Source organism: Bacillus sp. PAMC26543 (assembly GCF_014250375.1).
GTDB classification, from domain to species: domain Bacteria; phylum Bacillota; class Bacilli; order Bacillales; family Bacillaceae; genus Bacillus; species Bacillus halotolerans.
Map to the genome: position 1 here is coordinate 1,108,419 of NZ_CP060193.1, position 12,734 is coordinate 1,121,152.

General features: G+C 42.3%; 12 protein-coding genes, 1 tRNA gene and 1 riboswitch. Of the genes, 7 read left to right on the forward strand and 6 right to left on the reverse strand.

Features of this window, described 5'->3' with window-relative positions:
• Positions 1–1,275 (forward strand): L-rhamnose isomerase, encoded by a 1,275-nt coding sequence (gene rhaA, locus H7F27_RS05465; protein ID WP_024122627.1) that lies wholly within the window; start codon positions 1–3, stop codon positions 1,273–1,275.
• A gap of 39 nt (positions 1,276–1,314) precedes the next feature.
• On the opposite strand, the gene H7F27_RS05470 is transcribed toward rhaA, so the two are convergent.
• Positions 1,315–2,301: a Gfo/Idh/MocA family protein gene (locus tag H7F27_RS05470; protein WP_024122626.1), complete on the reverse strand. Its 987-nt coding sequence runs from the start codon at positions 2,299–2,301 to the stop codon at positions 1,315–1,317.
• A 180-nt stretch (positions 2,302–2,481) separates the two neighbouring features.
• On the opposite strand from H7F27_RS05470, the gene H7F27_RS05475 reads away from it, so the two are divergent.
• The 3 genes from H7F27_RS05475 to H7F27_RS05485 all read left to right on the forward strand — a co-directional run bounded on the left by H7F27_RS05475 (position 2,482) and on the right by H7F27_RS05485 (position 4,749).
• The gene (locus H7F27_RS05475; RefSeq protein WP_024122625.1) at positions 2,482–3,648 is read left to right on the forward strand and encodes an AI-2E family transporter; all 1,167 of its coding nucleotides are present in this window, start codon (positions 2,482–2,484) and stop codon (positions 3,646–3,648) included.
• A gap of 91 nt (positions 3,649–3,739) precedes the next feature.
• Positions 3,740–4,570, forward strand: coding sequence for an undecaprenyl-diphosphate phosphatase (locus tag H7F27_RS05480; protein ID WP_010331630.1), 831 nt, complete (start codon positions 3,740–3,742; stop codon positions 4,568–4,570).
• A 106-nt stretch (positions 4,571–4,676) separates the two neighbouring features.
• Positions 4,677–4,749: transfer RNA gene (locus tag H7F27_RS05485), tRNA-Ala, on the forward strand.
• A 204-nt stretch (positions 4,750–4,953) separates the two neighbouring features.
• Here H7F27_RS05485 and H7F27_RS05490 read toward each other — a convergent pair.
• On the reverse strand, positions 4,954–5,439 hold the full coding sequence (locus H7F27_RS05490) for a cysteine dioxygenase (protein ID WP_103672556.1): 486 nt from the start codon (positions 5,437–5,439) through the stop codon (positions 4,954–4,956).
• A 540-nt stretch (positions 5,440–5,979) separates the two neighbouring features.
• Between H7F27_RS05490 and H7F27_RS05495 the strand changes: the two genes are divergently transcribed.
• The 3 genes from H7F27_RS05495 (at position 5,980) to H7F27_RS05505 (ending at position 8,912) form a co-directional block, all read left to right on the forward strand.
• The gene (locus H7F27_RS05495) at positions 5,980–7,542 is read left to right on the forward strand and encodes an MFS transporter (RefSeq protein ID WP_185848687.1); all 1,563 of its coding nucleotides are present in this window, start codon (positions 5,980–5,982) and stop codon (positions 7,540–7,542) included.
• Between the two features lie 150 nt (positions 7,543–7,692).
• The gene (locus tag H7F27_RS05500; protein ID WP_095713949.1) at positions 7,693–8,541 is read left to right on the forward strand and encodes a glucosaminidase domain-containing protein; all 849 of its coding nucleotides are present in this window, start codon (positions 7,693–7,695) and stop codon (positions 8,539–8,541) included.
• A gap of 107 nt (positions 8,542–8,648) precedes the next feature.
• Complete coding sequence (locus H7F27_RS05505) at positions 8,649–8,912, forward strand: YiaA/YiaB family inner membrane protein (protein ID WP_024122620.1); 264 nt, start codon at positions 8,649–8,651, stop codon at positions 8,910–8,912.
• Between the two features lie 34 nt (positions 8,913–8,946).
• On the opposite strand, the gene H7F27_RS05510 is transcribed toward H7F27_RS05505, so the two are convergent.
• The 4 genes from H7F27_RS05510 to cudC form a co-directional block, all read right to left on the reverse strand.
• The gene (locus tag H7F27_RS05510; protein ID WP_185848688.1) at positions 8,947–10,284 is read right to left on the reverse strand and encodes a Ktr system potassium transporter KtrB; all 1,338 of its coding nucleotides are present in this window, start codon (positions 10,282–10,284) and stop codon (positions 8,947–8,949) included.
• 6 nt (positions 10,285–10,290) lie between these two features.
• A complete protein-coding gene (locus tag H7F27_RS05515; protein WP_024122619.1) occupies positions 10,291–10,959 on the reverse strand; it encodes a potassium uptake protein KtrA in 669 nt (222 codons plus the stop codon).
• 71 nt (positions 10,960–11,030) lie between these two features.
• A riboswitch (cyclic di-AMP (ydaO/yuaA leader) is annotated at positions 11,031–11,180 on the reverse strand.
• Positions 11,181–11,338: 158 nt separating this feature from the next.
• Positions 11,339–11,884, reverse strand: coding sequence for a biofilm surface layer hydrophobin BslA (bslA, locus tag H7F27_RS05520; RefSeq protein WP_103672559.1), 546 nt, complete (start codon positions 11,882–11,884; stop codon positions 11,339–11,341).
• A gap of 207 nt (positions 11,885–12,091) precedes the next feature.
• Complete coding sequence (gene cudC, locus H7F27_RS05525; protein WP_106019451.1) at positions 12,092–12,634, reverse strand: transcriptional regulator GbsR; 543 nt, start codon at positions 12,632–12,634, stop codon at positions 12,092–12,094.
• Positions 12,635–12,734: the final 100 nt, after the last annotated feature.

A 12,734-nucleotide genomic window follows, 5' to 3' on the forward strand; every position in this document is an offset into this window, starting at 1 on the left:
ATGACGATAAAAGCGAATTATGACAGCGCAAAACAAGAATATGAAAAATGGGGAATTGATGTTGAAGCTGTGTTCCGGCAATTGCAGCAAGTTCCGATCTCAATCCACTGCTGGCAGGGTGATGACATTGAAGGGTTTGAAGTGAATAAGGGCGAGCTTTCCGGCGGCATTGACGTCACAGGCAATTATCCCGGAAAAGCGCAAACCCCGGAAGAATTAAGAAGAGATTTGGAGAAAGCTCTGTCTCTCATCCCGGGAAAGCATCGGGTAAACCTGCACGCTATATACGCAGAAACAAACGGAGAAGTTGTTGAACGTGATCAGCTGAAGCCGCATCACTTTGAAAATTGGGTGAAGTGGGCAAAGGGCCTTGGTATCGGATTAGATTTCAATCCGACACTGTTTTCACATGAGAAAGCGGATGACGGGCTTACACTCGCACACCCTGATCCATCCATCCGGGAGTTTTGGATTCATCACTGCATCGCGTGCCGCCGCATCGGAGCGTATTTCGGCAAAGAATTAGGCACGCCTTGCTTGACGAATATTTGGATTCCGGACGGCTATAAGGATATTCCGAGTGACAGGCTGACGCCGCGCAAAAGATTAAAAGAATCATTGGATCGGATATTCCGCGAGGAAATCAGTGAAGATTACAATGTTGATTCGGTCGAGAGCAAGCTGTTCGGACTTGGATCAGAATCATATGTCGTCGGGTCTCATGAGTTTTATTTAGCCTATGCTTTAACGAACCATAAGGTATGCTTGCTCGATACGGGACATTTCCACCCGACAGAAACGGTATCAAACAAGATCTCGGCGATGCTGCTTTACACAGACAAACTCGCCTTGCACGTATCCCGGCCCGTTCGCTGGGACAGTGACCATGTCGTGATGTTAGACGATGAATTGAGAGAAATCGCCCTTGAGATCGTCCGTAATCAGGCATTAGAGAAAGTCGCCATCGGTCTGGATTTTTTCGATGCCAGCATTAACCGTGTCGCCGCTTGGACTATCGGAACGAGAAATATGATGAAAGCTTTAATGTACGCTTTGCTTCTTCCGAATGACCATTTAAAACAATTGCAGGATGAGGGGCGCTTTACAGAAAGGCTGGCGCTGTTGGAGGAATTTAAAACCTATCCTTTCGGTGCCATCTGGGATTATTACTGTGAGCAAATGGGAGTGCCGGTAAAAGAAGCTTGGCTTGATGATATCAAAGAATATGAACAAAACGTGCTTTTCAAAAGGCAGGCATCCTCACCGATCGTTTAAAAAAATCCGCCCGCGTGCAACATGCCGCGGGCGGATTTTTTAGGCTTGATCAGCAGGGTACACAATACCCATCTGTTTTCTTGCTTCCTCCATAATGTTAGCAGTGATCAAGGAGCGTTCATATGTATTTTCTTCAGATTCCTGTTTCTTCTCTTTCACGAGCGAAACAAATTCAGCCGCTTCGTAAAACATTGCCGGTTTAGGATCAGAGAGCGAAATGTTTTCCAGGCGGCCGTCACGATAGCGGATTTCCACTCGTTCAGGACGATGGATCGTATCCAATACTATTGTCCCGTCTTCTCCTTGGATTTCAGCAGGCGCGTAGGAAGTTGAGATTTTAGAATGCATCAGTACGGCCTCAAACCCGTCATATGAGAGAATGACGGTACCTTCTCCATCAACGCCGGAAGATAAAGTGTATCCGTTCGCTTTCACGGCTTTCGGCTCTCCAAACAGTACAACGGCAGGGTAAATACAATAGATGCCGATATCCATCAATGAGCCGTTAGACAGCTCAGGCTGAAACGCGTTCAAAACAGTTCCGTTTCTAAACGCATCATACCTTGAAGAGTACTGACAGTAGCTTGCGGTAAATCTGCGGATTGTGCCGATTTTGTGGAAGTGTTTTTTCAGCTCTTTAAAATTAGGCAGGAATGTGGTCTTCATTGCTTCCATGAGGACAACACCATTCGCTCTGGCGGCTGAAATCATCTCTTCTGTTTCTCTGGTATTTGAAGCAAGCGGTTTCTCGCATAGCACATGTTTGCCATGTTTCATAAAGAGGATCGCCTGCTCCTTGTGAAGAGCATTCGGGCTGGCGAGATATACAGCATCAAAGCCATCGCTTGCCGCCATTTCCTGAAGGTCGGAGAAGGTATGTGCAGCCCCATGCCGAGCGGCAAACTCAGCGGCGCGTTCAGGTGTTCTTGAATAAACGGCTGTGAGCTGGAAATCTTCAACTTCTGAAGCTGCTTCTAGAAAGCGGTCTGTAATCCAGTTGGTTCCTACTATTGCAAATCGTATCACGCATATCGCTCCTTTTGTATGATATAGCTAAATTATAGCTTAAAAAGATGAAAAGCACATGATAGATCAAATCACATTTTTTAGATAAGGAAGTTTTTCCAGCAATTAGCGGTTTTTATTTTTCATTATAGGTACGATAGTGTACAATTTACTTAAACTATGTATGACGGAGGAACGATAGTGGAGACGTTGCAAACATGGAGCGGCAGATTCAAGCGATTCTTCTTGGACAACAAGTTTGTTTTATTCCTGCTTGTTCTGCTGCTGATTGGTTTAAATATTCTCGTATTTACAAAAACATCATTTATTTTCACCCCGATCATTGTTCTGCTCAAAACGATATCGCTTCCGATTATTTTAACAGGCATTGTTTTTTATCTGTTAAACCCTGTCGTTGATTTCCTTGAGAGAAGAAGAATCAGAAGAATCTATTCCATTTTGCTGTTATATCTGTTGATTATCGGGCTGATCACGATCACAATCGTGTCGATTATCCCCTTTTTAAAAGAGCAAATTATGAGTTTGATTGACAACATCCCGAGATATGTGGATGTTGTTGAGAATCAGACAAAAGAACTGATCGGCAGTAACTTTGTCAATCAGGCGCAGCAAACGATGAACATTAATATATCTGATCTCGCGACAAAGGTGTCAGATCAGGCAGCGACGATTGTAAACAGCACCTTTACCGGCGTTGGGAATTTTATCGGCGCCTTAACTGAGATTATCATTTCGATCGTGACAGTTCCATTTATTCTTTTCTATCTGTTAAAGGACGGAAAGAAATTGCCGATCTACATACTGAAGTTTGTGCCGACACAATTAAAAGAGCAGACATACACAGTCTTAAGCGAAATGAATCATCGGCTAAGTTCTTATATCAGAGGACAGATCATTGTCAGCTTCTGCATTGGATTTTTGCTGTTTATCGGCTATTTGATCATCGGACTGGATTACGCTTCGCTACTTGCCGTTATTGCGGCTTGTACAAGCATCGTGCCGTATTTAGGTCCGACAATCGCCATTACGCCTGCGATCATTATCGCTATTGTGACATCGCCTCTGATGCTGCTCAAGCTTGTGATCGTCTGGACAATTGTTCAGCTTATTGAAGGGAAACTGATCTCCCCGCAAATTATGGGGAAAAACCTTCATATCCACCCAATCACCATTATTTTTCTGCTGTTAACCGCCGGCAAGCTGTTTGGTGTTATCGGAATTATTCTTGCGATTCCGGGCTATGCGGTTGCCAAAGTCATTACGACACATTTATTTGACTGGTTTAAAATGCAGTCGCATCTATACGATGAAGAAAAAAATGAAAATGCAAAGAGTCATAAAGCATAAATTTCATTTATAGTTATATAAGACGGGCTTTCCATTTATGGAAGGCTCCCGTTATGTAAAAAATAAATGTCTAATGGGGAGAATTAAAATCATGACTCTATGGGAATTGTTTGTAGCTGCTATTTTAGGAATCGTAGAAGGATTAACAGAGTACGCACCGGTTTCTTCGACAGGACATATGATTATAGTAGACGATATCTGGCTTAAATCAGGCAGTCTCATGTCTGAAGAAGCAGCCAACTCATTTAAAGTTGTCATTCAGCTTGGCTCTATTTTAGCGGTTGCGATTGTGTTTAAAGACAGGATTTTGAATTTGCTTGGCTTGAAAAAAAATATCACGAGTGACCAAGAGCATGGTCACAAATTAAGCATTGCCCAAATCGCAGTAGGGCTTGTGCCCGCCGCGGTTCTCGGCTTTTTGTTTGAGGATTATATTGATGAATATTTATTTTCAGTCCGCACCGTGGCCATTGGCTTAATTGCCGGGGCAGTTTTAATGCTTGCAGCCGATTGGATTAATAAACGGAAAGAAACGACAGACACCCTAGACCGTATTTCATATAAGCAGGCAATCGGCGTCGGTTTATTCCAATGTCTTGCCCTTTGGCCGGGTTTTTCACGCTCCGGCTCAACGATTTCCGGCGGCGTTATTCTCGGGTTGAATCACCGTGCGGCAGCCGATTTCACATTCATAATGGCAATGCCGATTATGATGGGAGCCAGCACCTTAAGCCTAGTGAAACACTGGGACAGCTTAAGCTCCGATTTAATGCCGTTTTTTATCGTCGGCTTTATCTGTGCCTTTGTTGTTGCGCTGTTTGTGGTCCGTTTCTTCCTAAGACTGATTAACAAAATCAAACTTGTTCCGTTTGCAATCTACCGAATCATTCTCGGCGTGATTTTACTTTTGTTTATGATGTAAATCGAAAAATAAGGCTCCGGAAAGGGCCTTATTTTTTCTGTCAATTAGAAAGGAACAGCTTGTTTTTCAAAAAAAAATCATCTATAATAAACATGACGTTACATACGGGGCCATAGCTCAGCTGGGAGAGCGCTACGCTGGCAGCGTAGAGGTCAGGGGTTCGAGCCCCCTTGGCTCCATACCTGTAAACCCTTATTCTATAAGGGTTTTTTTGTTTTTAATAGATAGGATTCATTCGCTGAACCCTTCTGTTGATCCGAAATCATATGTCCCCAGGAGCATTTCATAAACCAATGATAAAGTCAGATATTCCTTCGTTAGGCTCCTGCGTTTGAAAAATGACATATAACAAACTAATCAAGTAAAGTAGTTCAGGCTATAAATCATGAATTTTCCAATACACCACTTTGTTCTTCAAAGACCGTCATGTCTTCCAAAGGGGGTGAGTAAACATGAAGAGACACCATTCGTTCGGAAGTCGGATTGGACATTTTGTGAATTAAACTTTTGGTTGATATAAGACATTCTCCTTTGTGGACAAAATATGAATTGGAGAGTTCTGCATGATCGCCGGTTGAGCGATAAATAGAATTGAGAAGTTTTCCTTCTAACACCATTGCACAACCAATGGATTGACCATGATCGTGGACTGCTGTCTCCTTGTTTGGGGGAATGTTAATCACGATAATTTCTAATTCATTGTTTCTATAGATGGCATTTCGGCCGTAAGCGTACTGGTCTGGTTCCTTTATATATGGTTGACTCAATTCTGCCGCGTTTGGAATTTGTTTTAAAGAAGCTGCCAAATCTTTAACCGATGGATTTTTCAAGCCGCCAAAAATTTCTTCGATACACTTATACAGTTCCATTCGTTTTTACCTCCCGGATCATTTAAAATTGCCTAGCATTGGTATTTCGCAGATTAGTTCATGATATTTACCCATAGACAATTTAGAGGCGGCAAACGCCTAGTGAACACAAAAAAATGTGCGGTCAACATGTTGTTCTTATCACCAACTTATTCGGGTTGATTAGTTTGGATTTTGATGAAAACAGTGAATTGAAAGGTGCCGTCATTACCCAAGCGAAGACCGATAGGATTAATTTTAAAACGGCCTGCTTTAAATCGCTTGAGGGAGCAGGCAGGGACTCATAAGTCACGATATCGGGCAAAAGCCGTTTAGGTGTTTGATTTGTGCTTGAAATTTGCGCCATTGACAAAACACAATCGGTTTGGAATAATGTTTGAGTATATGCTCATTTTTTCACATATTATCATAAAATAATATCATTTCCCATGATGGGGAGAGAATCCGAATGAAAGCTAATGGCATGCAAAATCTATTAGCTTCTTTTGCTTTTAAAAAATGATGTGTTTCGTATGTATTCATATAGGAAGGAATGACAACATGAAGACAAAACACTATTGGGTGATTTCTTTGCTCGCTGTTTTAGCGGTCGGGCCGGGATTGATGTCTAACACGGCATTGTCGTCAGTTCAAGGCCTTGTTCAGAAGACGGTTGGAACAAGTGACTTCACATCAGTAAATCCAATATTGATCGGCAATATGGCCTTCGCTTTATTAGTTCCGGCAGGACCGCTGCTAAGGAAAAAATTCGGTGCCCGTCCGATCTATCTGGCTTCATTACCCGTTTTTATACTTGGCTCACTGCTCTTCGCATTTTCAAGCGATATTGCCTGGATGGCGGCAGGACGCTTTTTACAGGGAGCGGCTACAGGTGTCATGCTGATGATTATGATTCCGATGCTAGTCCTGTCATTTCCGATTGACCGGCGGAATTACGCACTACTGGTGCTTATCGGCGGGTTCTATGGCTCTGTTATTATCGGTTCGATTTTAGGAACGATCGCGTTGAGCTACGGCCACTGGAGATGGCTGTTTTTTACCTTTGGCACATTGTCTTTGATCGGCGTCGCAGTGAGTTATTTCTTTCTCAATGATGAGCATCATGGGGGATCAGAAAAGGAACAGTCATCACTCGACAGAGCAGGGATCATTTTATCTGTATGCGTGGCCGCAGCCTCAGCGTTTACATTCATTTTTCTGCAAAAATGGGGCTTTTCATCAGGTTATGTACGGGCTGGTTTTGGGGTTGCTTTATGTTTGCTCCTCATTCTGTTATTTGTAGAATATAAGGTGAAAAACCCTTTCATCTCTATTAAACAGATGCTGCTGCCTAAACCTGTGCTCGGTTTATTTATCATAGCGGCAGGAACGATTACGGTAGCTGTCAGTCTGGCAGCTTTTCAAGGCTTGCTTCGTCAAATGTATGATATATCCCGAGATCATCTCATTCTTTTAAACATGACTCTATTGATTGGAGTGGCCATCGCAGCTATTGCGAGTGCTCTGTTATATGATAAAGTCGGACCAGGGATGCTGGGGATTATAGGTTCTCTCATTCTCGTTTTTGTGAATTTTCAATGGCTTCATATGCAATATCAATCGTCTCTCTATGTGTTTGCGGCGCTGTTCATCATGCTGGCAGCAGGAACCGGCCTGACGGTCGCAGCAGGACTAATGGGAGCCGCTATGGGCGGCCCGCTTCCTGATCTGGTCAAAAGAATGACAGCTGTTCAGTTTTTAAGATTGTTTGTCTATATGGGTGTGCCTATCCTGATCGGCTATTTCACGAAAAAGGATGCTGCCAGACAAAACGGATCGATGCAGGATGCTATGATGACTGCCTATCATGATCTGTTTTTGATTTCTTTTATCCTGAGCGTGCTGCTCGTTTGTTTATCGTTTTGTATGAACGCCACCGGAATGGGGCACAAGCTGGCTCATAAGCCTCATGATAAAGGAAAATCCGCTCCGGAAAAACCGGCTGTTTCTGCACATGGACTGACAAAGGCTGCCGTAAAATCTCATAAAGTCATACATGATCAAGAATATCGTGATGCGCTCAGACATTTTAAACAGCACAGTCTTACAAAAATAGATACATGATCACTGCCTTTCCCTTGATGGGAAAGGCTTTTTGTGTGTTCTCTCTCAAACTTTATCCCTAAAGAATTGAAAAATATTAGAAGTACAAGTAAAATTCTTAAAGGTAGATTCTTTTACACTCGTAATCTTTTAAATCGAAGGAAGGTTTTCATGGCCCGTAAAAAACTGAAAAAACGTAGACTCTTCATCTCTCTATTTTTCGTTGTATCGATTCCGCTAGCCTTGTTTGTTTTAGCGACAACTCTTTCAAAGCCAATTGAAACATCCAAAGAACCTGAAGAAATTGATGAACAGCAAGTATTTATTGACAGCCTTTCCGGACATGCTCAAATTTTATATGAAAAATATCATGTCCTTCCCAGCATAACGATAGCTCAGGCCATACTCGAATCTGACTGGGGAAACAGCGAGCTTGCCTCTAAAGCCAACAACCTGTTTGGCGTAAAAGGAAATTATAAAGGACATCACGTCACCATGGATACAGATGAATTTGAAAAAGGAAAAAGAAAAACGATTCGCGCGAAATTCCGCAAATACAGCACGTTTTTTGAATCAATGGATGATCACGCCAAATTATTTGTCCAAGGCACATCGTGGAATAAAAAGAAGTATAAGCCGGTGCTTGAAGCTGAGGATTATAAAGAAGCAGCAGGCGCTCTTCAAACATCAGGCTATGCCACAGACCCGGAATATGCTGACAAAATCAGCGCCATTGTGGAAAAGTACGATTTAGATGAATACGATGAGGTGAATCCATCTCTGAAAGCTGTGGATTTAAAAGGCTCCATCAAAGACAGCGCCGTTCAAGATGTATGGTCTAAGCCTTCTACTGATGATCAATCCATTAAGCTGACCTCTGCGCAATCTTACGTTGGCAAGGATATAAAGGTTGTATCTAAAAAACAGAAAGGCCAGTCCGTATGGTACCAATTCCAAGTCAATAATAAACTGGTCGGCTGGATTGATGACTCAGCTGTTGAAATAAAGGAAGCAATCTGAGCCGTTTTTCCTGGTATTTTTATTTTTTTGTTCCATTCAGGGGAATTTGAGGTATAATATTCCACGGAAGTTATCACTTAATAACTATGCTTCAGGAGGGAACAAAGGTGCAGAAATATAGACGGAGAAACACGGTTGCCTTTACTGTATTAGCTTATTTCACTTTTTTTGCGGGAGTATTTTTGTTTTGTATCGGACTCTATAACGCTGATAATCTCGAACTCAATGAAAAAGGCTACTACATTGCAGTGATGATCCTTGTAGCGGTCGGCGCGATCCTTACACAAAAAGTGACGCGTGATAACGCAGAAGATAATGATATCATCGCGGAGCAGGAAAAAAGACAAAGTCAATCTCATATTGAATCATAAAAAATCCGGCATGTAATATGCCGGATTTTTTACATTACCCAGTAAACACCTCACCGTCAGGGTAACGAATATTTGATTTTTCTGTTTTAGCAAATGAAAAAACAAACGTCAACGGTCCGATTCTTCCGATGAACATAATCGCAATAATGATACATTTCCCCGCTGTTGTCAGTTCGGGTGTCAGCCCCATTGTCAGTCCGACCGTTCCGAAAGCTGAAAAAGTTTCAAAAACAACCTGTATAAACGGCGCTTCTTCTGTAATGGTCAAGGCGAAAATCCCTATAAAGACGATGAACAAACTGATAACACTGACTGCTAAGGCCTTAATAATGATCGGATATTTTATGGTCCGGCGGAAAATAACAGTTTCTTTATGCCCTCTTAAATAAGCGATAACAGACATCAAAATCACAAGAAAAGTAGTCAGCTTAATACCGCTCGCCGTTGAAGCGCTGCCCGCTCCGATAAACATCAACAGCAGGACAAATACAATGGTGCCTTCTCTCATGCTGCCAAAATCCACAGAGTTGAAGCCCGCGGTTCTCGGCGTCACTGCCTGAAAATACGAAGCCCACAGTTTATCTGGCAAATGCAAGGAACCAAGCGTGCCGGGGTTGCTGTACTCTAAAATAAAAATAATCAGTGTGGCAGCAATATTCAAAACGAACGTTCCCGCTAGCATCAGTTTTGTATGTAATGAAAAGGCTTTGAAACGCCGATTTTTCAGGATGTCAAATAGCACCGTAAACCCGATGCCCCCTGTGATAAATAAGATAGTAATGACAAGATTGACTGCAGGATCACCAACGTAGCTCATTAAATTATCCGGCCATAAAGAAAAACCGGCATTGTTAAAAGCCGATATTGCATGAAACACGCTGGCAAACAATCCGGATGCCCAGCCATACTGGGGCACAAGCCGGATGGATAAGATCAGGGCGGCGATCAATTCGATACTGATTGAAAATAGAAACAGGACTTTGACAAGGCCTATCACGCCGCCGATTGTCGGCTGGTTTAAGGCTTCCCGGATCAGCATTCGTTCTTTCAATCCGATTTTTTTTCCTAAAATCATGACGATCAGAACAGCAAATGTCATAAAGCCAAGCCCGCCGACTTGAATCAGACCCATGATGACAGTTTGCCCGAACACCGTAAATTCTGTCCCAGTGTCAACAACTGCAAGCCCGGTAACAGTTGTAGCAGAAGCCGCTGTAAAAAGGGCATCTATCCATGACAACGGCTTCGCAGTAGAAATCGGGAGCTTTAACAAAAGAGAGCCAATAATAATAGTAAGAAAAAAACCAATCGCAAGCACTTGCGGGGGAGAAAAACGAACCCACTTGATTACAGTTTCCTTATGAAGTCCCACCTTTGTCTACATCCCTTCGTTTTCGAAGCGTTTAATATCCTTTTTGTGACCCATCATCACCAGGCAGTCTTGTTCGTAAATCACCTCTTCCGGTGCAGGAGAAAGGCGAACATCTCCATTATGTTTAATTGCCAGGATGGTACATCCGTACTTCGCTCTAACATTCAGATCATGAATGGATTTGGAATTCAGCTTTCGTGTTGCCAGCAGCTCAACAATACTGTAATCATCAGATAAGTCGATATAATTCAAGACATTTTCATCAGAGAGACTTTGTGCGATTTTGACGCCCATATCCTTTTCCGGATGAATAATGCGGTCGGCGCCGATTTTTTCCAGCACCTTATGGTGATAATAATTTTGAGCTTTCACCCAAATATTTGGAATGTGAAGCTCTTTTAATAGCAAAGTGGTCAGTGTGCTCGCTTGAATATTCGCCCCTATAGCCACGACGACATATTCAAAATTACGAATTCCCAGTGAAAGCAATTCGTTTTCTTCAGTGGCATTGGCAATGACCGCATGGGTTGCGTAGGAAGCGAAGGCATTGACCTTTTCTTCGTTAATATCAATGGCAAGGACCTCATGGCCCATTCTGTGCAGCTCTTTGCAAATGCTTCCGCCGAACCGTCCAAGCCCGATGACTGCAAATTGCTTGTTTTTTATTCTTCCCAATGTTCAAGACTCCCTTAATAAAATTAGCGTTTTGAAGTAAAAAAGACCATTACAAAGAATGGTCAAAATAGACCTCCTCTCTGTATACGCCTACGAGGTTAGCTGTCGGATTAGGGATTCAGAGTACCCCTTCTTACTAAGTAAGATTCACCCCAAGGCCGTTTTGTGAAACAGCCAATCATTGGTTTCCCCGTTCGTGTTTGATTAAGCGGTAAAAGAGACTTTATGAAATTGAACACTCAAGAATTTACTCCTGTTTCTAGTGTTTGTCAATTTAAATTTAATACAAGTGAAAAGGTAACTGGAAATAGAGGGAAAAGGGAGAGGGAAAGGAATCAAAAAACGTAAAAAAGACCGGCGTTAAGCCGGCCCTCTGTGATTATTTACAGCCGCATGGCTGAGTCGGAGGTGTGCTGCGCTTAGCCACTTCGATGCTGGCTTCCGCGTAAAATTTATTTCCGATGCTCAGTGATTTGTTCTCTGCACGGAAAGTATATGTACCAGCGGCAGGAAGCGTTTTGTTATTCAGTTTTAACTTGAATTCACCAGCGCCTAATAAATCAAGAGCCAGAGGTACCCTTACTGTTTTACCGTTATTGAGGATCTGTGTTTCGCGCAATGCATTTCCGTTCATCGTATCTTTTGTATTTGCTGTAAATCCGCTTGGCAATGTAAATTCCATCACGCCAAGGCTGAGAAGCGTGTTTGGACGGTATGTCAATTCGATATCAGAGAAAGACCATTCTGTTTTGCTCGCTCCTGTAATTGTTGCAAACAATGAAGCTGTTGATTGGGCTCTCATCGTAGACTCAGTATGAGCAGAAGATGACTTAGATTCAGCTGCAAAAGAAGCTGAAGGTGCAGAAACGAGTAAACCGAGACTTAATACACTGATGGCCAAAGAAGATAATAACTTGCGTTTCATAACAAAAATTCCCCCTAATAAGTGATAAAGATTAAAGGCCTGCCTCTGCTTTCCACCTCCTCTTAAAGGCCAAATACAAATTTTACCTACATAAAATTACCATCAAATAAAATGGAAGTAAATGGGGTGTTTTTCCCGTATTTTTCAAATTTGTAGTAAATATAGTGAAAAAACAAAAAAACGTCCGGTTTTCCAGACGTTTTTTGATTATTTTGTTTCAATTGGTATAAATTTAAAAATCTCTCCGCTCTGCACCGATTCAGCGAGACGTTTCAGCCAATCGTAGTAGGCTTTAGAACTTTCCAGCTGCTCGTATAAACGCTGCGCTTCATTCTTCGTTTCCTCATTGAGTTCTTCCTTATGCAATATCTCTTGTAAATCAGCCTGAGCCTCCTCAATTGCTGATACATTCACCTGAACTTCACGTTCCCATTTTGGCGGAAAGAAATTTGTGAAAAATTTAAAGAAATCTTTTTCGGCTACAAATGTGTGCTTACGGATGCCTCGGTGAAATGTCTTTTTCACGACATTTAAATCCTGAAGCTTTTTGACACCCGTGCTCATGCTGGGCTTGCTCATTTGCAGCTCCTCCCGCATTTCGTCAAGCGTCATCTCGTCCCGCATGTACATCGTTCCATATAATATCCCGACACTTCGGGTAATTCCGTAAAGATCCATTGTTTCAGCAATGGAGTCAATAACAAGATCCCGTGCCTGTTCTATAGCTGCAAATTCTGGATTTTCATCCATACTGACCCTCTTTTCCTTTAGAAAATTAAATTTGTTAAGTCATTTCTTTATGTTCTTTATCTTAACGAAACCTAGAGAAAAGTCAAAATGAAAATCACAA

Coding starts and splice junctions, on each gene's coding strand:
- rhaA (WP_024122627.1), top strand. CDS start 1: ATGACGATAAAAGCGAATTATGACAGCGCAAAACAAGAATATGAAAAA.
- H7F27_RS05480 (WP_010331630.1), top strand. CDS start 3,740: ATGACTCTATGGGAATTGTTTGTAGCTGCTATTTTAGGAATCGTAGAA.
- H7F27_RS05490 (WP_103672556.1), bottom strand. CDS start 5,439: ATGGAACTGTATAAGTGTATCGAAGAAATTTTTGGCGGCTTGAAAAAT.
- H7F27_RS05495 (WP_185848687.1), top strand. CDS start 5,980: ATGAAGACAAAACACTATTGGGTGATTTCTTTGCTCGCTGTTTTAGCG.
- H7F27_RS05500 (WP_095713949.1), top strand. CDS start 7,693: ATGGCCCGTAAAAAACTGAAAAAACGTAGACTCTTCATCTCTCTATTT.
- bslA (WP_103672559.1), bottom strand. CDS start 11,884: ATGAAACGCAAGTTATTATCTTCTTTGGCCATCAGTGTATTAAGTCTC.
- cudC (WP_106019451.1), bottom strand. CDS start 12,634: ATGGATGAAAATCCAGAATTTGCAGCTATAGAACAGGCACGGGATCTT.